The following is a 23163-nucleotide window of genomic DNA, read 5'->3' on the forward strand; positions in this document are numbered from 1 at the left end:
TAACGCACAATGCCTGCCGCCACCGCCGCCAGCCCCTGGTACAAGCACCTCTGGCCCTGGATCATCATCGGCATCCTCACCACTTCGGTGTGCCTCAGCCTGACCATGGTCAGCATTGCCGTGAACAACCCGGACAACCTGGTGAACGACAACTACTACGAGGCAGGCAAAGGCATCAACCGCTCGCTGGACCGCGAACTGCTGGCGCAGCAACTGGGCCTGAAGGCCAGCGTGCACCTGGATGAACTGACCGGCGAAGTGGACCTGCGCCTGAGCGGCAGCAGTGGCCCGCAAAACCTGGAGCTGAACCTGATTTCGCCAACCCAGCCCGACAAGGACCGCAAGGTACTGCTGAGCCGGGTCGAATCGGGGCGTTATGTGGGGCAACTGGAAGACAAGGTTGACGGGCGGCGCTTCGTTGAATTGCTGGGTAGCGAGGGTGGCCAGGTGTGGCGCTTGTTCGAAGAGGAAAAAGTGGAGCATGGTGTGACCTTGCAACTGGGGGACGAAGCCATCCAGGGCGCCGAGCACTTGTAGGAGCGGCCTTGTGTCGCGAAAGGGGCGCGAAGCGGCCCCACGATCTCAGCTTCGCAGCATGAATTGCTGGGGCTGCTGCGCAGCCCTCTCGCGACACAAGGCCGCTCCTACAGGGCGGCGCGCCAGCCGGCCGATATGTGTAAGGCAATGATGTGATGACCCAACCCACCCCCTGCTACCACTGCGCCCTGCCCGTCCCTGCCGGCAGCCGCTTTACCGCCGTGGTCCTCGGCGAGCCGCGGCAGTTCTGCTGCCCTGGCTGCCAGGCGGTGGCCGAGTCGATCGTCGCCGGTGGCCTGGAGCACTACTACCAGCACCGCAGCGACAACAGCGCCAACCCCGAAGCCCTGCCCAGACAGCTGCAAGACGAGCTGGCCCTGTACGACCGCAGCGATGTGCAGCAAACCTTCGTCCGCCACCAGGGCGAACGGGCCGAAACCACCCTGCTGGTCGAAGGCATCAGCTGCGCCGCCTGCGGCTGGCTGATCGAGAAACACCTGCGCAACCTGCCCAGCGTTGCCGAAGCGCGGCTTAACCTGTCCAACCACCGCCTGCTGCTGAGCTGGGACGACAAGCAACTGCCGCTTTCACGCGTGCTCGCCGAACTGCGCCAGATCGGCTACGCCGCCCACCCCTACCAGCCCGACAAGGCCGCCGAGCAGTTGGCCCAAGAGAACCGCAGTGCCCTGCGCCGCCTGGGCGTGGCAGGGCTGCTGTGGTTCCAGGCGATGATGGCGACCATGGCCACCTGGCCAGAATTCAACATCGACCTGTCACCCGAGCTGCACACCATCCTGCGCTGGGTGGCGCTGTTCCTCACCATTCCGATCGTGTTCTACAGCTGCGCGCCGTTCTTCAAAGGCGCTGCGCGCGACCTGCGTACCCGCCACCTGACCATGGACGTTTCAGTGTCACTGGCCATCGCCCTGGCCTTCGGTGCCGGCATCTGGACCGCCATCACCGGCAGCGGCGAGCTGTATTTCGACACGGTGGGCATGTTCGCCCTGTTCCTGCTCACTGGCCGCTACCTGGAGCGCCGCGCCCGCGAACGCACGGCTGCGGCCACTGCGCAACTGGTCAACCTGCTACCGGCCTCATGCCTGCGCCTGGATAGCATCGGCCGCAGCGAACGCATCCTGCTCAGCGAGCTGCAGTGCGGCGACACGGTGCAAGTGCTGCCGGGCGCCGTGATCCCCGCGGACGGGCGCATTGTCGAAGGCCGCTCCAGCGTGGACGAGTCGCTGCTGACCGGCGAATACCTGCCACAACCACGCCGGGTGGGTGAGCGAGTCACCGGCGGCACGCTGAACGTGGAAAGCACGCTGAACGTGGAAGTCGAAGCGCTGGGGCACGATTCGCGGCTTTCGGCCATCGTCCGCCTGCTGGAGCGCGCCCAGACCGAGAAGCCGCGCCTGGCCGAAATCGCCGACCGGGCCTCGCAATGGTTCCTGCTGTTCTCGTTGCTGGCTGCCGTGGCGATCGGCCTGTGGTGGTGGTACCTGGACCCTGCGCGGGCATTCTGGATCGTGCTGGCGATGCTGGTCGCCACCTGCCCCTGTGCGCTGTCGCTGGCCACGCCGACGGCGCTTACAGCCGCTACCGGCACCCTGCACAAGCTGGGCCTGCTGATAACCCGAGGCCACGTGCTGGAAGGCCTGAACCAGATCGACACGGTCATTTTCGACAAGACCGGCACCCTCACCGAAGGCCGCCTGACGTTACGCAGCATCCGCCCGCTCGGAAACCTGCCCGCCGACCGCTGCCTGGCCTTGGCTGCTGCCCTGGAAAACCGCTCCGAACACCCCATCGCCCGTGCCTTTGGCCGCACCACCACGCCAGCGGACGCTGTGCAGACCGTGCCTGGGCTGGGCCTGGAAGGGCTGGTGGGCGGCCAACGCCTGCGTATCGGCCAGGCCACCTTCGTTTGCGCCCTGAGCGGCGCGGAAATCCCCGGCGTACCGGAGCCACGCGGCCAGTGGCTGCTGCTGGGCGACCGCCAAGGGCCGTTGGCCTGGTTCGCCCTGGACGACCGCCTGCGTGACGACGCCCCGGCCCTGCTCGCCGCCTGCAAGGCCCGTGGCTGGCGCACCCTGCTGCTGTCGGGCGACAGCTCGCCGATGGTCGCCGAAGTGGCCGCGCAACTGGGTATCGACCAGGCCATTGGCGGCCTTCGCCCGGACGACAAGCTGGACCGGCTGAAAGCCTTGCAGGCAGCCGGGAGCAAGGTGCTGATGCTGGGTGACGGGGTCAACGACGTACCGGTACTGGCCGCGGCCGACATCAGCATCGCCATGGGCAGCGCCACCGACCTTGCCAAGACCAGCGCCGACGCCGTGCTGCTGTCCAACCGCTTGCAGGCACTGGTGCAGGCCTTCGACCTGGCCCGCCGCACCCGCCGCAACATCCTCGAGAACCTGCTGTGGGCGTCCCTGTATAATGGCCTGATGTTGCCATTTGCCGCGCTCGGCTGGATCACCCCGGTGTGGGCAGCCATCGGCATGTCGGTCAGCTCGCTGATCGTGGTGCTCAATGCCCTGCGCCTGACCCGCACGCCCCCGGCATCGGCCCTGCCGAAAACCGAAGCAGCCCTTTCCGGGAGGAAGTCGCCATGCCCGCACTCTATGTCATGATCCCCGCAGCCCTGCTGCTGGTCGGCGTGGCCGTGTACATCTTCTTCTGGGCAGTGGACAGTGGCCAGTACGACGACCTCGAAGGCCCGGCCCACAGCATCCTCTTCGACGACCAGGACCCGCGCCACCAGGCAGCGGTAAGGCCTGACGACAACCAGGCAGACGCCGACAAGGAATCACCACCCCGTGCCTGACCTGCTTCCCCTGCTGGGGTCTGCACTGGTCCTTGGCCTGCTCGGCGGTGGGCACTGCCTGGGCATGTGCGGTGGCCTGATGGGCGCATTGACCCTGGCGATCCCGCCCGAACAACGTGGCAAGCGCCTGCGCCTGCTGATGGCCTACAACCTTGGGCGCGTCCTCAGCTATGCCTGTGCCGGCCTGCTGCTGGGCCTGGCCGGCTGGGCCGTGGCCAGCAGCCCGGCAGCGCTGGGGCTGAGGGTGCTGGCGGCGCTGCTGTTGATCGCCATGGGCCTTTACCTGGCCGGCTGGTGGAGCGGGCTGACCCGCATCGAGGCCCTGGGCCGGGGGCTGTGGCGGCATATCCAGCCGGTGGCGTCGCGCTTGCTGCCGGTGTCCAGCCTGCCCCGGGCGTTGCTGCTGGGGGCCTTGTGGGGGTGGTTGCCGTGTGGGTTGGTGTACAGCACCCTGCTGTGGGCGGCCAGCCAGGGCAATGCCGGGTATGGCGCGGCGCTGATGCTGGCGTTCGGGGTGGGGACCTGGCCGGTACTGCTGGCCACCGGGTTGGCGGCGGAGCGGGTGAATGCCGTGTTGAGGCGGCGCAGCGTGCGGGTGGCTGGCGGGGTGCTGGTGATGCTGTTTGGTATCTGGACCATGCCCGGGCCGCACCAGCACTGGTTGATGGGGCATTGAAGGGGGCCGCTCTGCGGCCCTTCGCGGGCACGCCCGCTCCCACAGGATCGCGCGCACCCCTGTGGGAGCGGGCGTGCCCGCGAAGGGCTGCAGAGCAGCCCCAATGCCCTTGATGCAAATCAAAACAGATTCCTACAAACAGCCATAGACTCCGGAACACTGCTGCTCTTTCCGGGGACCGCCCTCATGCTCGACGACATTCGTTGGGATACCGACCTGATCCGCCGCTACGATCTGGCCGGGCCACGCTACACCTCCTACCCGACCGCGGTGCAACTGCACGGCGAGGTGGGCTCGTTCGACCTGCTCCACGCCTTGCGTGAGAGCCGTCGGGCCGTGCGCCCGCTGTCGCTGTACGTGCATGTGCCGTTCTGCGCCAACATCTGCTACTACTGCGCCTGCAACAAGGTCATCACCAAGGACCGCGCCCGCGCGGCGCCCTACTTGCAGCGCCTGGAGCAGGAAATCCAGCTGATCGCCTGCCACCTGGGCCCTAAACAGCGTGTCGAGCAGCTGCATTTTGGCGGGGGCACGCCAACGTTCCTCAGCCATGTGGAGCTGCGCCAGCTGATGGCCACCCTGCGCCAGCACTTCCACCTGCTGGACGACGATTCCGGCGACTATGGCATCGAGATCGACCCCCGCGAGGCCGACTGGTCGACCATGGGGCTGCTGCGCGAGCTGGGCTTCAACCGCGTCAGCCTGGGCGTGCAGGACCTCGACCCGGCCGTGCAGCGTGCCGTCAACCGCCTGCAAAGCCTGGAGCAGACCCGCACCCTGATCGAAGCCGCACGCACGTTGCAGTTCCGCTCGGTCAACCTCGACCTGATCTACGGCCTGCCCAAGCAAAACCCGGAAGGCTTTGCCCGTACAGTCGAAGAGGTGATCCGCCTGCAGCCCGACCGCCTGTCGGTGTTCAACTACGCCCACCTGCCCGAGCGCTTCATGCCGCAGCGGCGCATCGACAGCAACGACCTGCCCAGCGCGGCTGCCAAGCTGGAGATGCTGCACGCCACCATCGACCAGCTGACCGCCGCCGGCTATCGCTACATCGGCATGGACCACTTTGCCCTGCCCGACGACGAACTGGCCATCGCCCAGGAAGAAGGCACCCTGCAGCGTAACTTCCAGGGCTACACCACCCACGGCCACTGTGACCTGATTGGCCTGGGCGTGTCGGCCATCAGCCAGATCGGCGACCTGTACTGCCAGAACAGCAGCGACCTCAACACCTACCAGGACAGCCTGTCCAACGCCCAGCTGGCCACCCAGCGCGGCCTGCTGTGCAACCACGACGACCGCATCCGCCGGGCCGTGATCCAGCAGCTGATCTGCCATTTCGAGCTGGACTTCGAGCCGATCGAACAGGCCTTCACCGTCGATTTTCGCGGTTACTTCAACGACCTCTGGCCTGAGCTGCTGACCTTGCAGCGCGACGGCCTGATCAGCCTGGACGACAAGGGCATTCGCATCCTGCCGGCTGGCCGCCTGCTGGCGCGCTCGGTGTGCATGGTGTTCGACGCCTACCTGGCCATGCACAACCGCCAGCGTTTCTCGCGGGTAATCTGAAAGCCGAGTCGTTCGACCACATGGACAAGCTTCCTGGCCGGGCACACTATTGGTACACAAGGACTCCCGGCAGGTCGCCTGCCGGGGTTTCGCCAGGGCGCACCAAAAACGCGCACGCTGGCCTACACCCTGTGTCGTGAGTTACCCTTACGACTTATGTGTGCTTTCCCACAAGGATCGATTCAAATGTCCGAGCCAGTCAAACTGCGCCCACACAACCAGGCCCATTGCAAGGATTGCAGCCTGGCCCCCCTGTGCCTGCCTCTTTCGCTGAACCTGGAAGACATGGATGCACTGGATGAAATCGTCAAACGCGGTCGCCCGCTGAAGAAAGGCGAGTTCCTGTTCCGCCAGGGTGACAATTTCGGCTCGGTCTACGCAGTACGTTCCGGCGCCCTGAAAACCTTCAGCCTCAGCGACAGCGGCGAAGAGCAGATCACCGGCTTCCACCTGCCCAGCGAGCTGGTCGGCCTGTCGGGCATGGATACCGAGGCCTACCCGGTATCGGCCCAGGCCCAGGAAACCACGTCGGTGTGCGAGATTCCCTTCGAGCGCCTTGACGAACTGTCGGTACAGCTGCCGCAGCTGCGCCGCCAGCTGATGCGGGTCATGAGCCGGGAAATCCGCGATGACCAGCAAATGATGCTGCTGCTGTCGAAGAAAACCGCCGACGAGCGCATTGCTACCTTCCTGGTCAACCTGTCGGCACGCTTTCGCGCCCGCGGCTATTCGGCCAACCAGTTCCGCCTGAGCATGTCGCGCAACGAAATCGGCAACTACCTGGGCCTGGCAGTGGAAACCGTGTCACGGGTGTTCACCCGCTTCCAGCAGAACGGCCTGCTGCGTGCCGAAGGCAAGGAAGTGCACATTCTCGACCCGATCCAGCTGTGCGCGCTGGCCGGTGGCGCGATGGAGGCCTGAGGCCTGCGTTTAGCGGGTATACTTGGGCATTCGTTTTCCCAGGATACCCGCAACAATGCACAGCGACGCCTTCGACCTCAAAGCCCTGATCCGCCCGGTAGTGGACTTCCCCAAACCTGGTGTGATCTTCCGCGATATCACCCCGCTGTTCCAGTCGCCGCGCGGGCTGCGCTATGTGGCCGACCAGTTCATCGAGCGCTATGTCGAGGCTGAATTCAGCCACATCGGTGCCATGGACGCACGGGGTTTCCTGATTGGCTCGATCATCGCCCACCAGCTGAACAAACCGCTGATCCTGTTCCGCAAGCAAGGCAAACTGCCGGCTGACGTGCTGAGCGAGGGTTACCAGACCGAGTACGGCGAGGCCTTCCTGGAAGTGCATGCCGACAGCCTGTGCGAAGGCGATTCGGTGTTGATCTTCGATGATTTGATCGCCACTGGCGGTACCTTGCTGGCGGCGGCCAATCTGGTACGCCGTACCGGGGCGCAGGTGTTCGAGGCGGCGGCGATCATTGATTTGCCGGAGCTGGACGGGTCGCGCCGGTTGCAGGCGGCCGGGGTGCCGACCTTCTGCCTGACCGAGTTTTCCCTCAGCGAATACTGAGTAGGCTTCGGGGCTGCTTTGCAGCCCATTCGCGGGCTTGCCCGCTCCCACAGGATCACCGCAGGCCTGAAGGTAGCGCCGTACCTGTGGGAGCGGGCAAGCCCGCGAATGGGCCGCAAAGCGGCCCCGACAATTTCAAATCAGAGCGAAATCGGCCGGCGCCCTGCAAAAGCATGGGCCAAAGTACCGCCGTCAATCAGTTCCAGCTCCCCCCCAAGCGGCACGCCATGGGCAATCCGCGAAGCCACCAACCCCTTCTCGTTCAGCAGCTGCGCAATGTAATGCGCCGTCGCCTCCCCTTCCACCGTCGGGTTGGTCGCCAGGATCACTTCGGTGAAGGTGCCCTGCTCCTCGATCCGTGCCATGAGCTGTGGAATACCGATCGCCTCAGGCCCCAGGCCATCCAGCGGTGACAAGTGGCCCTTGAGCACAAAGTAACGGCCCCGGTAGCCCGTCTGCTCCACCGCATACACATCAGTCGGCCCCTCGACCACGCACAGCTGGGTATCGTCACGGCGTACGTCGGCGCATTGCGGGCACAGCTCCTGCTCGGTCAGGGTACGGCATTGACGGCAATGGCCCACCCCTTCCATGGCCTGGGTCAACGCCTGGGCCAGGCGCAGCCCGCCACTGCGGTCGCGCTCGAGCAGTTGCAGGGCCATGCGCTGGGCGGTCTTCTGGCCGACACCGGGCAGAATACGCAGGCCATCGATCAGTTGGCGGATGAGGGGGCTAAAGCTCATGAGAAAGGCCTGACAATTCAATAAGAGGCGGTTTATACCCAGCGGGGGCAGTGGCGTCAAATCAGCTCACCCCAAGCTTACGCGGTCAGCTTTTTTGTGGGAGCGGCCTTGCGTCGCGAAAGGGCTGCGCAGCAGCCCCGGCAATTCATGCGGCGAAGCTGAAACCCTGGGGCCGCTGCGCAGCCCTTTCGCGACGCAAGGCCGCTCCCACAATAAAAGCAGACCGCGACGGCTGCGAGTACGCACAAAAAAACCGCCGCTGTTGCCAGCGGCGGTTTCGGTAGCGCAATGCCTTAGAACGGCATCTTGAAGCCCGGCGGCAGCTGCATGCCAGCGGTCATGCCGCCCATCTTTTCCTGGCTGCTCTGCTCGACCTTGCGCACAGCGTCGTTCAGCGCGGCGGCGATCAGGTCTTCCAGCACTTCCTTGTCGTCCTCTTCGGTCGACATCAGGCTCTGGTCGATGCTGACGCGTTTGACGTCGTGACGACCGGTCATCACCACGCTCACCAGGCCGCCACCGGACTGACCGGTGACTTCGGCGTTGGCCAGCTCTTCCTGCATCTTTTGCATCTTTTCCTGCATCTGCTGGGCCTGCTTCATCAGGCCGGCCATGCCACCTTTCATCATGGGGTATACCTCGATTGGGTCATGTGATGCGGCCCGGCGCAGGGCCGGCCGCATGGTTATCCGTTACTGGCCCTGATTGGCCAGGGCCTCTACAGGCTCAATAGTATCCTGCCGCACCTTGGCACCGAACAACTTGATCATCTGCTGGATCAATGGATCCTGCTCGATCGAGGTGACCGCGTCCTGCTGCCGCTCGGCACGCTTGCGCGCGGCCGCCTGCGCCGGGGTTTCCTGTTCGGGCAGGATCAGCTCAATGCGCAGGTTCAGCGTACGCCCCAGGTGCTGGTTGAGCGCCTCGTTCAGGCGGCGCTGCTGGGTGCTGTTGAACAGCGCGCCCTGGCCTGGGTCAAGGTGCAGCAGCCAGTCGTCGCCGTCTGCGCTGATCAGCGTACAGTTTGCCGCGATGTTGCCTGTCATCCCGGACACAGGCAACTGCGGGAATAATTCCAGCCATTGCAGAGCCAGGCCGGTGGCCGGCTTGGCCGCTGGCAGCGGCTGGGCTACCGGCTTGGGCGCCTCTTCCTGGACATGCTCGGCCAGTTCGTCGAGGTAGCTGAAACCGACGGGGTCGCTTTCACCGCCATAATAGTCTTCGTCCAGCGGCGGCTCGTCGTCGCGGTCCATACCCACGGCGGCATAGGCGGACGGGTCGAAAGGCGGTTCGTTATCGTCAGCCGGGGCAGCCTGTGGCACTGGCGCAGCAGGTACGGGTGCCGGTGCCTGCACGGGCTCTGGCTCTGTTACCACCGCCTCAGGCGCTGCCACCGGCTCTTCCCATGGCAGGTCGACGGCCTCTGCCACCGGCTCCGGTGCAGGCGCGCTGGCAGGAGCAGGCTCAGGCTCGACAGCCGCAACAGCTTCGGCCACTGGCTGAGGCGGCGGCTCGACTGGCGCAGGGGCCTGTACTTGTGGCGCTGCAGGCTCTACCACAACAGTTGGCGGCGCCACGGCAACTGCCGGCGCTGCCACTGGTGTTGCAGGATCAGCTGTGGCCTGGCTGATCCCCACTGGCTTTAGCACCGGTTTCGGTGCGTCGTCGGTATCGGCCGGGCGGAACGCCAGCATGCGTAGCAGGACCATTTCGAAACCGCCACGCGGGTCCGGCGCCAAGGGCAGGTCACGACGGCCGATCAGGCCCATCTGGTAATAGAACTGCACGTCCTCGGCCGGCAGCGCCTGGGCCAGCGCCAGCACCTGCTCACGGTCGCCCTGGCCGTTGTCCACTGCCTCCGGCAGCGCCTGGGCAATGGCCACGCGGTGCAACACGTTGAGCATTTCAGCCAGCACGCCAGCCCAGTCCGGGCCCTGCTCGGCAAGGTTGCGCACGGCCTCCAGCAAGGCCCGGGCATCGCCTTCGAGCAACGCCTGCAGCACGCCATAAACCTGGCCGTGGTCAAGGCTGCCAAGCATGGCCCGCACATCGGCGGCCAGCACCTTGCCTTCGCCAAAGGCAATGGCCTGGTCCGTGAGGCTCATGGCATCACGCATGGAGCCATCGGCAGCGCGACCCAACAGCCACAGGGCATCCGGCTCGAACGGCACGTTCTCTTCAGCCAGTACATGGCTCAGGTGCTCGACCACCCGTTCCGGGCTCATGTTTTTCAGCGAGAACTGCAGGCAGCGCGACAGGATGGTGGCCGGCAGCTTCTGCGGGTCGGTGGTGGCGAGAATGAACTTGACGTAGGGCGGCGGCTCTTCCAGCGTCTTGAGCAAGGCGTTGAACGAGTGGGTAGAGAGCATGTGCACTTCGTCGATCAGGTAGACCTTGAAGCGCCCACGGCTCGGGGCGTACTGCACGTTGTCGAGCAATTCGCGGGTGTCTTCGACCTTGGTGCGGCTGGCGGCGTCAATTTCGATCAGGTCGACGAAACGGCCTTCATCGATCTCCCGGCACACCGAACAGGTGCCGCACGGCGTGGAGGTGATGCCGGTTTCGCAGTTCAGGCACTTGGCGATGATACGGGCGATGGTGGTCTTGCCCACGCCCCGGGTACCGGTGAACAGATAGGCATGGTGCAGGCGCTGGTTGTCCAAGGCATTGATCAAGGCCTTGAGCACATGGGCCTGGCCGACCATTTCGCGGAACGAGCGCGGACGCCATTTACGTGCAAGAACCTGATAACTCATCGAAAAACCATCGTAGCCTGATCGAGCGGAAGATCGCTAATGCTAGCGGAGCGGGGGCAAAATTGCACCCTGTGCGAGTCGTCTAAGCTGTGAGGCAGGCGCGTTGTTCAAGGAGGATACGCCTTTGCGAAGTTTACTGGCCCTGCTATTGCTCTGGTCCACTCACAGCCTGGCTGAACAGCCGGTGCTGCGCTTCTCCGTGGCCGAGAGCTGGGGCATGCCACTGGTGCGCATCGAAGGTGACCAGCCGGTGGAAGGGTTGCTGTACGACCTGATGCAGGCCGTGGCCAGGGAAGTGGGCGCACACCCCGAATACCACGTCATGGCCCGCCTGCGCCTGGAGGAGGCGATGAACAGCGGGGATATCGATGTGCGCTGCTATGTCAGTATGCAGTGGCTCAATGACCGGCCCAGGGATTTCGTGTGGAGCATCCCGCTGATCCACCAGCGCGACGTGCTGGTAGGGCGCGTGGGCGACAGCAGCCCCACGCCCCCGGAACAACTGCCGCCGCAGGCTATCGGCACGGTGCTGGGCTACACCTACTCGACACTTCAGCCATTGCTGGACCAGGGCCAGCTGCGCCGCGAAGACAGCCGCAGCCAGTTGCTGGTGCTGCAGAAACTGCAGGCGGGACGGTACCGGCATGCAGTGAGCAATCAACTGTCTTTGCAGTGGTTCAACCAAGGGTTGCCAGCTGATCAGCAGTTGCAGGTGCTGGCGGTGCTGGAGGAACAGGACCTGGGCTGCATGGTGCGTAGCGACCCGGCGATACCGACCCAAGGGCTGCTGCGGGCGCTGGTGCGGATGAAGCAGTCGGGGGAGATCGAGCGGATTGTGCAGCGGTATGGGGGCGTGGACTACACCGACAACATATCTGTGGCTCGACCCTGACACCGGCTCAAACCCTCAAAATCGGCGCGATCACTGTGGGAGCGGGCAAGCCCGCGAACACCGGCAGAGCCGGTGCCATGCACCGCGTTGGATTCTTCGCGGGCGCGCCCGCTCCCACAGGATCCCGCCACGAACTTACAACCTCTATTGCAAGCTCAAGATCACTGGCCTTTGCGCTCAAACGCCAGACTGACAGCATCCGCCTGCCCCCAGGCAATCTGCATGGCCCGCAACCCATGTTCCAGCAACTGCCGCGTTTCTTCGTCCTGAATACGCTCAAGCGCCCGACGGCTATCGCTGTAGGCAAACATCAGGTAGTGGGAAACATTCATCAGCGCGAACTCCATCGGCACGATGCCTTCGCTGATTGCGCGGGAAAGGGATTTACCCTGGGGAAGATCGAAGACGTGGGGTGGATCAGGAACTAGCTTTTTCATGAATTCACCATACCGGGCTGAGAACACCCTTTCGCTTCCACGCGTAGGGTGACAGTTGTACGCGGGGTGGAAGACCAGGGGTATGGCGAACCCGGCAGGCCCGAAGGCCTCCCACGCACAACTGTCATATCGACAGCCGCCAAACCACCCAGGCTTCCACACCCGATCGCTGAACTGACAGCGACCGCAAAAGCCTAGTGGGCGAGGTTGACCGAAACAATCAGACGGGAGTCGACGGAAATCGTAGGATAATTCGCTGCACTTTTCTGTCCCGTAGGAGTTTTCTCAGACTGATGTCAGATCCATCTAAAACACACCATGCCTGTAAGTACCAAAGCCGTTGCAGGCTTTTAACCCTTCGCCAACTTGTAGGCTGGCTCTGAGCAGCTCAACTGCCTGAGACCAAAGCCAGCAAACCGGCACTCAAGAACAACCCCACGCCAAACACAAAATGCGTAGCCAGGCTCTTGAGGCGGTTACGCGCAGGCGTCGGCGTCCTGGACGCAAAGAACCCCGCCCCCATCGCCGGCTGCATGAAGCAAAGCGGCGCCACGACCGTACCCACGCCAACAGTTAAAGCTGGTAACAACGTAGGCGACAGCAACCAGCCCTCCCCTACGATCACAACCAGTAGCATCGCGAACACCACGCCGATGGCGTAATGAATCACCCATCCCCACACCCGCTCATTTCGCACCGGTTCGGCTTTGGCAATCGCTTGATGCAGTACCCGCCCCTTGAGCAGATGCCCCGCCCAACGCCCGACCATGGCGAAGTTCAACGTGGCCACACCCAACCGCCTCAGCAGCAGCCCCCATAAGTCCATCACCATCGTCGCACCGACGCCAATCGGCAAGGCAGCTGTAAACATCGCAGTAATCGTCATTGAAAAATCCCTCGAAGATTGACGGTGATCACCATGCCGCGCAGCATAGAAGTTGAAGTCAACTTCAAGTCAAGGGCCCGAAATGGACATTGCCGACGTCGCCAAACGCACAGGCGTACCCGCCTCGACACTGCGTTACTACGAAAAGAAAGGCTTGCTCACGTCACTTGCCGGGCGCGGCCAGCGGCGGCAGTTTGCAGCCGATGTGGCGGACAGGCTGGCGCTGATCGCCCTGGGACAAGCTGCGGGGTTTTCGCTGGATGAGGTGGGAACGATGCTTGTGGACCTGCAAGTCGACCGGCAGATGCTGCTGGCCAAGGCAGATGAGCTGGATGCACGGATCAGGCGCTTGCAGGCGATGAGCAAGGGCTTGCGGCACGCGGCGCAGTGCCCTGAAAAAGATCACCTCAGCTGCCCGAAATTCCAGCGCTTGATGAAGCTATCGGCAGCAGGCGTGCTAACTGACAAGCAGGTTCTGGCGCCTAAACCAGGGAAGGCTTGAAAAATCGCCAAGCCAGCCACCGCCCCGTACTCAGGCAAACCACCAGCACGGCAACCCCTTCAACGCTGAGCATCATTGCATCAATGCCCAGCTGCGAGATCAACCGGCTGACGACAAAGGGAAACCCGAATACACCAATGAAATACGACAAGCTGAACAGCAGTAGCGCCTGCGCCGTAAGCCCTGCCGGTGCCTCGTTGGCGGCCAACCCGTTTATGACGGAGTAATTCAAGCCATAGCCGACACCCAGGAGCATGGCCATGGCCAGGTAGCTTTCAGTGCTGTTCACCCACTGGTGAAACCCCAGCACGGCGGTTGCCATGATTACGGTCAACACCCAGGAGGTGGCCAGCGGAGGCTGCTTCACAACCCAGCCGGCCAGCAGCAGCCTGCAAACAATTGCAGCGCCCATAAACCCGATGAAGAAAATCGAGTAATCGAGCCCGAGTCGGGCGGCATAGCTGGTCTGGAAGCTGCCCATGGTGCCGAAAATTGCCCCACCCAGCCCTACCATCAGGATTGAGAGACCTGAGCGCGAACCCAACACTTCAAGCGAGCTAGTCATACCTACTTGAACCTTTTCCGTAGGCGGCCGACCTGCAATTGTCGACCCTAGCCTGGCGAAGTAAGCTGCGGCCAACGTAGCAGCGCCTGCGGCCACCCAAAAGGCGAGCGCGGAAGGCAGGGCAACCCAAGTAGCGAGCTTGCCCAACAATGGCCCGGTCCCGATGCCTGTCAGCATGCTGCCGGAGAGCAGCGCAAAACTGTGGGTGCGCCGTGATGGCTCGACCATCTGGGCAACCATGATCGGACCTACTGTGTAGAACAGCCCCCAGCCGACCCCAAGCATCAGGCCACAAGCCAGCAACGCGCCACCCACGCTTGAGACCAATGCGAACCCTAGCGACGCAACGACCAGGCATAGGCCCCCGACAGCAATCGAGCGCGCAGCGCCGAGACGCTGCAATAAATGCCCCGAACCCACCACAGACAGCAAGGTACTCAACATCGCGACAGCGAATACCTGCCCCGCATCGCGCTCCCCGCCCCCTAACGCCTCCACCCTCACCAGCAGCAGGAATGTGGTGCCATAGCTTATGGACAGCAGAAAGCAGGCAATGCAAAAAACAGTGAATTGCTGAAACCGGGGCAGGTCGGGGGACGACTTCATGGACGCAGTCCTTGCTGGCAGGACTTGCTTTCTATCACGGCAAGGCACGCACAAAGGCAAGCATTCGCTTGAGTTGAGATCGTCAAACAATTAACTGAATGCCAAGCGGTACTGGCTGAAGGCGACAGAAGATGCGTGTTGCGAGGAGCCTTTGAGAATTCAAGGGCCTGAAATGGAGGCGGCCCCACCAGCCACACCCCGGCACTCGATGTTCCCGCTATGGCTGCTCCCTTCCGGGCCTGACCAGGTTAACGGGTAATCAATGCGGGGGGACCGATGGGGCCACCACTACATGCCTCGCTGAGCAGCGAGTGGCGCCATTGTACCGGTCTTGGGGGCAGATACAACCTCTGGAGGAGAAAAAGTCATCATTTCTCAATGACTTGTCAGGGGTGGGGTGGCAGGTAGCGCTGACGGCAAGACAGGCGCAGGACTTGTAGGAGCGGCCTTGTGTCGCGATCGGGCCGCGAAGCGGCCCCAGCGATATTAGTGGTGGCGCTGAGATCGTGGGGCCGCGTTGCGGCCCGATCGCGACACAAGGCCGCTCCTACAGAGGTCGCGCAGACGTTTTAGATAGCAATACCTTGTTCGGCCAGGAAGGCGATGAAGGCATCTTCATCGAGCACCTTCACCCCCAGCTCGCTGGCCTTGGCCAGCTTCGAGCCCGCCCCAGGCCCGGCCACCACGCAGTGGGTCTTGCCAGACACCGAGCCGGCTACCTTGGCGCCCAGGCTTTCCAGCTTGTCCTTGGCGATGTCGCGGCTCATGCGTTCCAGGGTGCCGGTCAGCACCCAGGTCTGGCCGGCCAGCGGCAAGCCCTCTGCAACTTTCTTCTCGCAACTCCAGTGCATGCCGAACGCCAGTAACTGGGCCTCAATGTCCCGCGCCAGCTTCTGGTTCGCTTCGTCCTTGAAGAACTCGCGCACTGCATCAGCCTGCTTGGCCGCCAAGGCCTGGCGCAGGTCGATGCCGTCGGCGGCGATGATCTTGTCCAGGCTGTCGAGCTTGGCCACCAGCTTTTCGGCGCCGGTCGGGCCGACCGAGGCGATATCGAGCTTGGCAATCATGCCTGCCAGTGTAGTGCTGGCGGCGAATTCGGCAGCCAGTTCACCTTCGTCCTGCAACTGCATGCCGCTATCGAGCAGTTGCTGGATCACCTTCTGGTTGTGCTCGTCTTCGAAGAAGTTGTGGATCTCGTAGGCAACCTCCAGGCCGATGTCCGGCAGGTAGGTGAGCACCTGCGGCAATGCCTGCTGCACGCGCGCCAGGCTGCCCAGCGAGCGGGCCAATACCTTGGCGGTCTCTTCGCCTACGTCGGGAATGCCCAAGGCATAGATGAAGCGCGCCAGGCTCGGGCGCTTGCTGGCTTCGATGGCATCCAGCAGCTTCTGGGTGGACACCTCGGCGAAGCCTTCCAGGCCAACGACCTGATCGAACTCAAGCTTGTACAGGTCAGCCGGCGAGCCGATCAGGCCTTCGTCCACCAGTTGCTCGACGCTCTTCTCACCCAGGCCATCAATGTCCATGGCGCGACGCGACACATAGTGAATGATCGCCTGCTTGAGCTGGGCGCCACAGGCCAGGCGGCCGACGCAGCGATACACCGCGCCTTCGCTGGTGGTTTCCTTGCCTTTGCTGCGCTTGACCAGCTGGGTGCGCTCGACCTGCGAGCCACACACCGGGCATTCGCTCGGCACTTCAACCGGGCGCGCATGTTCCGGGCGGCGCTCCAGCACCACTTGCATCACCTGCGGGATCACGTCACCGGCACGGCGGATGATTACCGTGTCGCCAATGCGCAGGCCCAGGCGGGCGATTTCGTCCATGTTGTGCAAGGTAGCGTTGGACACGGTCACGCCAGCCACCTTGACCGGCTTCAGGCGCGCAACAGGGGTTACCGCGCCGGTACGGCCAACCTGGAACTCGACGTCCAGCACCTCGGTGAGTTCTTCCATCGCCGGGAACTTGTGGGCGATCGCCCAGCGCGGCTCACGGGCGCGGAAGCCCAGCTCACGCTGGGCGGCCAGGCTGTTGACCTTGAACACCACACCATCGATTTCATACGGCAGGCTGTTACGCCGCTCGCCGATGTCGCGGTAGTAATCCAGGCACTCTTCGATCCCCGCCGCGTGCTTGAGCTCGCGGCTGATCGGCAAACCCCAGGCCTTGAGCTGCTCAAGGATGCCGATATGGCTGTCGCCGATGCTCTCGGACAACTGGCCGACGCCGTAGCAACAGAACTCCAGCGGCCGGCTGGCGGTAATTTTCGAATCCAGTTGGCGCAGGCTGCCGGCGGCGGCGTTGCGCGGGTTGGCGAAGGTCTTGCCACCAGCCTCGGCCTGGGCGGCATTGAGCCGGTCGAAACCGGCCTTGCTCATGTACACCTCGCCACGCACCTCCAGCACTGCCGGCCAGCCCTCGCCCTGCAACTTGAGCGGGATGTTGCGCACGGTGCGTACGTTGGCGCTGATGTCTTCGCCGGTGGTGCCGTCGCCACGGGTGGCGCCCTGCACCAACTGACCATCGCGATACAGCAGGCTCACGGCCAGGCCGTCGAGCTTGGGCTCACAGCTGTAGTCGACCGCGCCGGGCTGGTCGAGGCCTTCGACTACGCGGCGGCCGAACTCACGCAGGTCGGCTTCCTCGAAGGCGTTGCCCAGGCTGAGCATGGGGACTTCGTGGCGTACTTGACTGAATGCGGCCAGGGCAGCACCGCCAACGCGCTGGGTGGGCGAGTCGGGTGTTACCAGGTGCGGGTGCTCGGCTTCCAGCGCCTTCAGCTCATTGAACAGGCGGTCGTATTCGGCATCGGGCACGCTGGGTTCGTCGAGCACGTAGTAGCGGTAGTTGTGCTGGTCCAGCTCGGCGCGCAGTTCGTGGATACGGGTTTCGGCGGTCATGGGATTGTCTTCTCTTGCAAAGCAAAAGAGCAGCTTGAGGACGGTGCTGGGGCTTGAGGTATCTGCTGCCTGTACCGGCCTCTTCGCGGGCAAGCCCGCTCCCACAGGTACGGCACAGCTCTCGAGGGCGGTGCTGTACCTGTGGGAGCGGGCTTGCCCGCGAAGAGGCCGGTACAGGCATTAACAACACCTGAACCGACCAGCACGCCCTCAGGCTGCTCTTTCGTCTGGATCTGTCAGCGTTTCTGGGTCAGCGCACGGCGCTCGAACTCGACAATGCGCTGGCGATAATGCTCGATGGTCTGGGCGGTCAGCACGCTGCGCTGGTCGTCCTTGAGCTCGCCATTCAGTTCATGGGCCAGCTTGCGCGCGGCGGCCACCATCACGTCGAAGGCCTGCTTCGGATGACGCGGGCCCGGCAGGCCGAGGAAGAAGCTGACGGCACGGGTACTGAAGTGGTCGATATCGTCCAGGTCGAACACACCCGGCTTGACCGCATTGGCCATGGAGAACAGCACTTCGCCGTGGCCGGCCATGCTCTCGTGGCGGTGGAAGATGTCCATTTCGCCAAAGCGCAGGCCACTTTCCAGAATGTTCTGCAGCAACGCCGGGCCTTTGAAGCCACCCTCGTCGCGGGAAATCACGCTGATGACCAGCACTTCCTCGGCCGGTGGCAGCTCCTTGACGCTGCTGCTGGCAGGTGCGGCACCGTTACTGCGGGTGTTGTCGGCGTCAAAATCGTCATCGCTGTCGGCGAACAGGTCGGGCTCGCGCGGCTCGGCGCTCAGGTTCAGGTCGCCCTGCTGTGCGTCAGCGGCGGCGGTGCGTTTGCCACGCTTGCCGGCCTTGGCTGGCTTGGGCTCGCGCTCGCGATCACGCCCGGAAGCGCTGAGCGACGGCAGGTCGCTTTCGTCCAGCTCAGGCTCCTTGTGGTTATCCAGCACGCGTGACGGGCCAAGCACCTCGGCGCCGCCGCCCTCATCGTCCGGCAGGTTGGAATAGCTGCGATCCAGACGGAATTTCAACTTGCCTTTGCCGCCGCGCATGCGGCGCCAGCCGTCGAAAAGAATCCCGGCAATGACAATGATGCCGATGACGATCAGCCACTCGCGCAGACCGATTTCCATGTAATCCCGTGCCTCTATAAAAATATGCTTGAAAACAAAGGGTTCAAAGCCCTTTAACACGTGGCGCCAACTCTATGTTCTGACAGGCGTTTTACCCACGCAAAAAACGAGTGACATTAAGCTAGCACGACCAAAGACAACTTTACACCGTCTGTCGCACATGGCGGGGGCATTTCGCTACAGAATGTGCCCCCATTGTCGCGGATCACGCGTCGACCATGGCCATGGCCGCCTCCACATCAACTGCAACAAGACGTGAACAACCCGGTTCATGCATGGTCACCCCCATCAATTGGTCCGCCATCTCCATGGCAATCTTGTTATGGGTGATGTAGATGAACTGCACCGTTTCACTCATTTCCTTTACCAGGCGGGCGTAACGCCCGACGTTGGCATCGTCCAGCGGCGCATCGACCTCGTCGAGCATGCAGAACGGTGCGGGGTTCAACTTGAAGATGGCAAACACCAGCGCCAACGCGGTCAGTGCCTTTTCGCCGCCGGACAGCAGATGGATGGTGCTGTTCTTCTTGCCCGGTGGTCGCGCCATGATCGTTACCCCTGTATCGAGTAGATCTTCGCCCGTCAGTTCCAGATAAGCGCTGCCACCACCGAAAACTTTTGGGAAAAGTGCCTGTAATCCGGCATTTATCTGATCAAAGGTATCCTTGAAGCGATTGCGGGTTTCCTTGTCGATCTTGCGGATGACGTTTTCCAGCGTCTCCAGCGCTTCGACGAGGTCGGCGTCCTGGGCGTCAAGGTAGCGCTTGCGCTCGGACTGCTGTTCGTATTCCTCGATGGCCGCCAGGTTGATCGCACCCAGGCGCTGGATACGCGCTTCAAGCTGCTCCAGCTCTTGTTCGGTACCCTGCTCGCTGGCCTCGGCCTCGAGGGTGGCGAGCACCCCTTGCAGGTCGTAGCCGTCGGCCAGCAACTGCTCCTGCAAGGTCTTGCGCCGCACATCCAGCCCCTGGCACTCCAGCCGTAGCTGCTCCAGCTGCCCGCGCAGCAACGCCGCCTGCTGCTCGGCCTGGGTGCGGCGCTTTTCGGCGTCGCGCAGTTCGCGGTCGGCTTCGTCCATGTGCAGACGGGCCAGGCGCATTTCCTCGTCGACACTCATGCGCCGCTCCAGCAGCTCTTCGAGCTTCAGACGCAGCTCTTCCTGCGGCGCCTCGCCCTCCTCCAGGTTCAGGCTCAGTTGCTCCTGGCGCTCGGTCAGGCGCGCAGCCTGCTGCTCCAGGCGCTCCAGGGCCTGACGGGTAGAGTCGTGCTGGGCGCGCAGCGAGCCCAGGCGCACGGCCAACTGGTGGGCGTGGTCCTTGTGCTGACGGGCATCCTGGCGCACCCGGTCGAGGCTTTCACGCAGGGTGTCGCGGCGAGCCATCAACTGCTCGCGCTGCTCGGTGTCCTGGGCCATAAGCTCCAGGGCCTCTTGCAACATCAGCCGTGACTCACCCAGTTGCTCATGCTCCAGGGCGCGCTGCTCTTCCAGCTCGGCCAGCTCCTCGAGCAAACGTCGGTGGCGTAGCTCGACCTGCTCGGCGCGAGCACGACTGGCCGAAAGGCTGGCCTTTAGCTCGCCGTGCAGGCGGTTTTCTTCCTGGCTGCGGCGGCGCAGCTGTTCGCGCTGCTCTTCCTGGGCCAACTGCTGCTCGCGCAGGGCCTGCAGCTGTTGCTCCAGCTGTTCCAGCGCCGCTTCCTGCGCCTGTTGCTCCTGGCCCAGGCGCTCGATTTCCTGGCCGCGCGCCAGCACACCGCCTTGCGCTTCCCCACCGCGGCAAACCCGCAGGAAGTGCTGGCCAACCCAGTAGCCATCGCGGCTGACCAGGCTCTGCCCTTCGCCAAGCGATGCACGTTGCGCCAGGGCCTGGGCCAGGTCTTCCACAGGTTTGACCTGGCCCAGCCAAGGTGCCAGGTCAACACGGCCTTCGACCTTCTCCAGCAGGCTGCCGGGCAACGATGTGCCGGCACTGCCCGCCACCAGCAAGCACAATTCACCCTGCTCGAGAGCGGCAAAATCGAGGCCGTTGAAATCATCCACCAGCACGGCCTGCAGATCGGCACCCAGCACCGTTTCCACAGCCAGCTCCCAGCCCGGCTCCACCCGCAAGCCTTCAGCCAGACGCGGCTGTTGCTCCAGGCCCTGGCCTTGCAGCCAGTCAGCCGCACCTGCACCCGGCTCCAGGGCGGCCTGCTGCAAAGCTTCCAGAGACGCCAGGCGACCGCCCAGGCGCTGCAGGTCACCTTGCGCCTGCTGCTGTGCCTGGGTGGCCTGATGCAGCTGCTCGCGCACTCCTTCCAGGCGCTCCACCACCTGCTCTTCGGACAGTTGCAGTTCTTCCAGCAGCATTTCGCTGCTGGCCAGCTGCTCGGCCAGTTCGAGCATGGCGGCATCCTGTGGGTCGCTACCCAGCAGCTCACGCTCCTCGCCCAGCTTGCGCTGACGCTCGGCCAGACGCTCCAGGCTGGCTTCCAGCTGTTGCAGGCGCGCCTGCTGCACTTCAGCCTGGCGGCGCGGTTCGGCAGAGCGGCTGTTGAAGTTGTCCCACTGCTCCTGCCAGCCGTGCATGCCCGACTCGGCCTCTTCAAGGGCAGCAGCCGCTTCTTCGGCAGCGGCGAGGGTCATTTCCTGCTCGGGTTCGAGCATGGCCAGCTCTTCGCCAAGGGTAGCCAGCAAGGTGCGGTCGTGGCCCAGGTGCGATTCGGTTTCCTGGCGCGTGCGCTCAGCTTCCCGGAAGTCGTCCTGCAACTGGCGCAAGCGCTGCTGGCCGTGCTGGATGCTCTGCTCGACCCGGGCAATATCGCCGGCTACCGAGTAGAAGCGGCCCTGCACCTGATTGAAGCGCTCGGACAGTTCGTGATGGCCGTCGCGCAGGCGCTCGATGCTGGCATCGGCATTGCGCTGCTCGGCCACCAGCGCCTCATGGGACACATCCTGGTCGCCAATCACCGACTCGCGCTGGCGCACCCGCTCATCCAGATCACGCCAGCGCAAGGCCGACAGGCGCGCCTTCATCTGGCGTTCCTGGGCCTTGTACTCACGGTACTTCTCGGCCGCCTGGGCCTGGCGGTGCAAGCGCTCCAGCTGGCGTTCCAGCTCTTCGCGCAGGTCGGTCAGGCGGGCCAGGTTTTCCTGGGTGCGGCGGATGCGGTTCTCGGTTTCGCGGCGGCGTTCCTTGTACTTGGAAATGCCCGCCGCTTCTTCGATGAAGTTGCGCAGTTCCTCGGGCTTGGCCTCAATCAGCTTGGAGATCATGCCCTGCTCGATGATCGAATAGCTGCGCGGCCCCAGCCCGGTACCGAGGAAGATATCGGTAATGTCGCGGCGGCGGCACTTGGTGCCGTTGAGGTAATAGCTGTTCTGCCCGTCGCGGGTGACCTTGCGGCGGATCGAGATCTCGGCGTAGGCGGCATATTCGCCAACCAGGGTGGTTTCGCTGTTGTCGAACACCAGTTCGATGCTGGCCTGGCTGACTGGCTTGCGGCCGCTGGAGCCGTTGAAGATGACGTCGGTCATCGACTCGCCGCGCAGGTTCTTCGCCGAACTCTCGCCCATCACCCAGCGCACCGCGTCGATGATGTTGGACTTGCCACAGCCGTTGGGACCGACAACGGCCGCCATGTTGCTGGGGAAGTTGACCGTGGTGGGGTCGACGAACGACTTGAACCCGGCCAGGCGAATGCACTTCAGGCGCATCGGTCAGCCTCGGGCCAGCGCCGCCAGCACCAGTTCGCAGCTGCGCTGGCCGTAGGCGGTAAGCACCTCGCGGATGCGCGGCAAATCGCGGGCGACCACGGCTTCGAGCAAGCGGGCGAAAAGGTCGAGGTAGTCGATCATGTTGGCCTGGCGCTGGTCCAGCGACAGGTAGTAGGCGCGGCTCATGGCCGGTTGCAGGTTTTCCACGGTTTCCTGCAGGAACGGGTTGTCGGCAAACGGGTAGGCCGCCCGCATTACCGCAAAGCTGTCGGCGACGAAGGCCTTGATATCCAGCTGGTCATGGGCGCGCTGCAAGCGCTGCTGGATCTCCAGGAACGGGCGCAGGTCGGCTTCGGTGCGCCATTTTTGCGCAACCGCGTTACCCAGCAGGATGTAGAACTCGCCCATCAATGAACACAGGCTGCGCACGCTGCGCTCATCCAGTTCGGTTACGTGGGCGCCCCGGCGCGGCAGGATTGCCACCAGGTGGCGGCGCTCGAGGATGAGCAACGCTTCGCGCACCGAGCCGCGGCTGACATTGAGCGCCTGGGTGACCTTCTGCTCCTGGATACGCTCGCCTGGCGCCAGCTCGCCGCGGATGATGCGTTCGGCCAGGTAATCGGCAATCTGCTCGGAGAGGCTGTCCGGGGCCTTGAACGTCATGGTTTTCCTTCAAAATCATTGAACTGGGCACAAGGGGCGGATTGTAGCGTACTTGGCCGGTCATCGCGCAGAGGGGCAAGCCGGTTTATTTGACCCGTCAGACAGCCCCGCGCCCGGCGCGATCTATGCTTGGAATATGGGCAATGTGTTCGGCCGGGAATGGACATGAGCATTTTCTTGACCTTTGAGTCAGAAAAATATTGACCTGCCAGACAGGTCTTGCTTAGAGTCCGCCCAACAACAATAAAACCATTGCGAGGC

At 63.6% G+C, this 23163-nt stretch carries 19 protein-coding genes and 1 other RNA gene; 9 read left to right on the plus strand and 11 right to left on the minus strand.

The window, feature by feature from the left end; translation table 11 throughout:
* Positions 1 to 9 precede the first annotated feature (9 nt).
* The 7 genes from ACIQUI_RS16990 to ACIQUI_RS17020 all read left to right on the plus strand — a co-directional run bounded on the left by ACIQUI_RS16990 (position 10) and on the right by ACIQUI_RS17020 (position 7131).
* Positions 10 to 537 (plus strand): FixH family protein, encoded by a 528-nt coding sequence (locus ACIQUI_RS16990; RefSeq protein ID WP_403200609.1) that lies wholly within the window; start codon positions 10 to 12, stop codon positions 535 to 537.
* A gap of 155 nt (positions 538 to 692) precedes the next feature.
* Complete coding sequence (locus ACIQUI_RS16995) at positions 693 to 3167, plus strand: heavy metal translocating P-type ATPase (protein WP_403200612.1); 2475 nt, start codon at positions 693 to 695, stop codon at positions 3165 to 3167.
* Entirely contained in the window at positions 3146 to 3361 is a 216-nt protein-coding gene (gene ccoS, locus ACIQUI_RS17000; RefSeq protein ID WP_403200615.1) for a cbb3-type cytochrome oxidase assembly protein CcoS, read from the plus strand. The genes ACIQUI_RS16995 and ccoS overlap by 22 nt, the downstream gene beginning before the upstream one ends.
* On the plus strand, positions 3354 to 4037 hold the full coding sequence (locus tag ACIQUI_RS17005) for a sulfite exporter TauE/SafE family protein (protein WP_403200618.1): 684 nt from the start codon (positions 3354 to 3356) through the stop codon (positions 4035 to 4037). Before ccoS ends, ACIQUI_RS17005 begins: the two co-directional genes overlap by 8 nt.
* A 186-nt stretch (positions 4038 to 4223) precedes the next feature.
* On the plus strand, positions 4224 to 5606 hold the full coding sequence (gene hemN / locus ACIQUI_RS17010) for an oxygen-independent coproporphyrinogen III oxidase (RefSeq protein ID WP_403200620.1): 1383 nt from the start codon (positions 4224 to 4226) through the stop codon (positions 5604 to 5606).
* Positions 5607 to 5792: 186 nt separating this feature from the next.
* Complete coding sequence (gene fnrA, locus ACIQUI_RS17015) at positions 5793 to 6527, plus strand: Crp/Fnr family transcriptional regulator FnrA (RefSeq protein WP_009683909.1); 735 nt, start codon at positions 5793 to 5795, stop codon at positions 6525 to 6527.
* A gap of 55 nt (positions 6528 to 6582) precedes the next feature.
* Positions 6583 to 7131, plus strand: a complete 549-nt coding sequence (locus ACIQUI_RS17020; protein ID WP_009683910.1) for an adenine phosphoribosyltransferase — start codon at positions 6583 to 6585, stop codon at positions 7129 to 7131.
* A 140-nt stretch (positions 7132 to 7271) separates the two neighbouring features.
* On the opposite strand, the gene recR is transcribed toward ACIQUI_RS17020, so the two are convergent.
* The 3 genes from recR to dnaX form a co-directional block, all read right to left on the minus strand.
* A complete protein-coding gene (recR, locus tag ACIQUI_RS17025) occupies positions 7272 to 7874 on the minus strand; it encodes a recombination mediator RecR (RefSeq protein WP_403200623.1) in 603 nt (200 codons plus the stop codon).
* Between the two features lie 293 nt (positions 7875 to 8167).
* On the minus strand, positions 8168 to 8503 hold the full coding sequence (locus ACIQUI_RS17030) for a YbaB/EbfC family nucleoid-associated protein (protein ID WP_201199092.1): 336 nt from the start codon (positions 8501 to 8503) through the stop codon (positions 8168 to 8170).
* Between the two features lie 63 nt (positions 8504 to 8566).
* Positions 8567 to 10630 (minus strand): DNA polymerase III subunit gamma/tau, encoded by a 2064-nt coding sequence (dnaX, locus tag ACIQUI_RS17035; RefSeq protein ID WP_403200626.1) that lies wholly within the window; start codon positions 10628 to 10630, stop codon positions 8567 to 8569.
* Positions 10631 to 10754: 124 nt separating this feature from the next.
* On the opposite strand from dnaX, the gene ACIQUI_RS17040 reads away from it, so the two are divergent.
* Complete coding sequence (locus ACIQUI_RS17040; RefSeq protein ID WP_403200628.1) at positions 10755 to 11522, plus strand: substrate-binding periplasmic protein; 768 nt, start codon at positions 10755 to 10757, stop codon at positions 11520 to 11522.
* Positions 11523 to 11683: 161 nt separating this feature from the next.
* On the opposite strand, the gene ACIQUI_RS17045 is transcribed toward ACIQUI_RS17040, so the two are convergent.
* Together ACIQUI_RS17045 and ACIQUI_RS17050 are read right to left on the minus strand one after the other, a co-directional pair.
* Complete coding sequence (locus ACIQUI_RS17045) at positions 11684 to 11959, minus strand: hypothetical protein (protein ID WP_145913902.1); 276 nt, start codon at positions 11957 to 11959, stop codon at positions 11684 to 11686.
* 388 nt (positions 11960 to 12347) lie between these two features.
* A complete protein-coding gene (locus ACIQUI_RS17050; RefSeq protein ID WP_403200632.1) occupies positions 12348 to 12845 on the minus strand; it encodes a DUF2938 domain-containing protein in 498 nt (165 codons plus the stop codon).
* Positions 12846 to 12927: 82 nt separating this feature from the next.
* Between ACIQUI_RS17050 and ACIQUI_RS17055 the strand changes: the two genes are divergently transcribed.
* Positions 12928 to 13347 carry a helix-turn-helix domain-containing protein gene (locus tag ACIQUI_RS17055; RefSeq protein WP_403200635.1) on the plus strand — a complete coding sequence of 140 codons (420 nt, stop codon included), beginning with the start codon at positions 12928 to 12930 and terminating at the stop codon, positions 13345 to 13347.
* Here ACIQUI_RS17055 and ACIQUI_RS17060 read toward each other — a convergent pair.
* From ACIQUI_RS17060 to ACIQUI_RS17085, 6 genes are all read right to left on the minus strand, one after another.
* A complete protein-coding gene (locus ACIQUI_RS17060) occupies positions 13328 to 14518 on the minus strand; it encodes an MFS transporter (protein WP_403200638.1) in 1191 nt (396 codons plus the stop codon). The genes ACIQUI_RS17055 and ACIQUI_RS17060 overlap by 20 nt on opposite strands.
* 182 nt (positions 14519 to 14700) lie before the next feature.
* Positions 14701 to 14797, minus strand: an RNA gene (gene ffs / locus ACIQUI_RS17065) — signal recognition particle sRNA small type.
* A 290-nt stretch (positions 14798 to 15087) separates the two neighbouring features.
* The gene (ligA, locus tag ACIQUI_RS17070; protein WP_403200640.1) at positions 15088 to 17418 is read right to left on the minus strand and encodes an NAD-dependent DNA ligase LigA; all 2331 of its coding nucleotides are present in this window, start codon (positions 17416 to 17418) and stop codon (positions 15088 to 15090) included.
* Between the two features lie 236 nt (positions 17419 to 17654).
* Positions 17655 to 18545, minus strand: a complete 891-nt coding sequence (zipA, locus tag ACIQUI_RS17075; RefSeq protein ID WP_391133706.1) for a cell division protein ZipA — start codon at positions 18543 to 18545, stop codon at positions 17655 to 17657.
* A gap of 205 nt (positions 18546 to 18750) precedes the next feature.
* Positions 18751 to 22239 (minus strand): chromosome segregation protein SMC, encoded by a 3489-nt coding sequence (smc, locus tag ACIQUI_RS17080; protein WP_403200643.1) that lies wholly within the window; start codon positions 22237 to 22239, stop codon positions 18751 to 18753.
* Positions 22240 to 22242: 3 nt separating this feature from the next.
* Complete coding sequence (locus tag ACIQUI_RS17085; RefSeq protein ID WP_105946150.1) at positions 22243 to 22902, minus strand: GntR family transcriptional regulator; 660 nt, start codon at positions 22900 to 22902, stop codon at positions 22243 to 22245.
* Between the last annotated feature and the right edge of the window lie 261 nt (positions 22903 to 23163).

Source organism: Pseudomonas sp. NPDC090592, from assembly GCF_044769185.1.
In the GTDB taxonomy this organism is placed as follows: domain Bacteria; phylum Pseudomonadota; class Gammaproteobacteria; order Pseudomonadales; family Pseudomonadaceae; genus Aquipseudomonas.

Coding starts and splice junctions, on each gene's coding strand:
- ACIQUI_RS17085 (WP_105946150.1), bottom strand. CDS start 22,902: ATGACGTTCAAGGCCCCGGACAGCCTCTCCGAGCAGATTGCCGATTAC.
- ACIQUI_RS17050 (WP_403200632.1), bottom strand. CDS start 12,845: ATGACGATTACTGCGATGTTTACAGCTGCCTTGCCGATTGGCGTCGGT.
- ccoS (WP_403200615.1), top strand. CDS start 3,146: ATGCCCGCACTCTATGTCATGATCCCCGCAGCCCTGCTGCTGGTCGGC.
- ACIQUI_RS17020 (WP_009683910.1), top strand. CDS start 6,583: ATGCACAGCGACGCCTTCGACCTCAAAGCCCTGATCCGCCCGGTAGTG.
- ACIQUI_RS17055 (WP_403200635.1), top strand. CDS start 12,928: ATGGACATTGCCGACGTCGCCAAACGCACAGGCGTACCCGCCTCGACA.
- ACIQUI_RS16995 (WP_403200612.1), top strand. CDS start 693: ATGACCCAACCCACCCCCTGCTACCACTGCGCCCTGCCCGTCCCTGCC.
- dnaX (WP_403200626.1), bottom strand. CDS start 10,630: ATGAGTTATCAGGTTCTTGCACGTAAATGGCGTCCGCGCTCGTTCCGC.
- smc (WP_403200643.1), bottom strand. CDS start 22,239: ATGCGCCTGAAGTGCATTCGCCTGGCCGGGTTCAAGTCGTTCGTCGAC.
- recR (WP_403200623.1), bottom strand. CDS start 7,874: ATGAGCTTTAGCCCCCTCATCCGCCAACTGATCGATGGCCTGCGTATT.
- ACIQUI_RS16990 (WP_403200609.1), top strand. CDS start 10: ATGCCTGCCGCCACCGCCGCCAGCCCCTGGTACAAGCACCTCTGGCCC.
- hemN (WP_403200620.1), top strand. CDS start 4,224: ATGCTCGACGACATTCGTTGGGATACCGACCTGATCCGCCGCTACGAT.
- zipA (WP_391133706.1), bottom strand. CDS start 18,545: ATGGAAATCGGTCTGCGCGAGTGGCTGATCGTCATCGGCATCATTGTC.
- ligA (WP_403200640.1), bottom strand. CDS start 17,418: ATGACCGCCGAAACCCGTATCCACGAACTGCGCGCCGAGCTGGACCAG.
- fnrA (WP_009683909.1), top strand. CDS start 5,793: ATGTCCGAGCCAGTCAAACTGCGCCCACACAACCAGGCCCATTGCAAG.
- ACIQUI_RS17045 (WP_145913902.1), bottom strand. CDS start 11,959: ATGAAAAAGCTAGTTCCTGATCCACCCCACGTCTTCGATCTTCCCCAG.
- ACIQUI_RS17060 (WP_403200638.1), bottom strand. CDS start 14,518: ATGAAGTCGTCCCCCGACCTGCCCCGGTTTCAGCAATTCACTGTTTTT.
- ACIQUI_RS17030 (WP_201199092.1), bottom strand. CDS start 8,503: ATGATGAAAGGTGGCATGGCCGGCCTGATGAAGCAGGCCCAGCAGATG.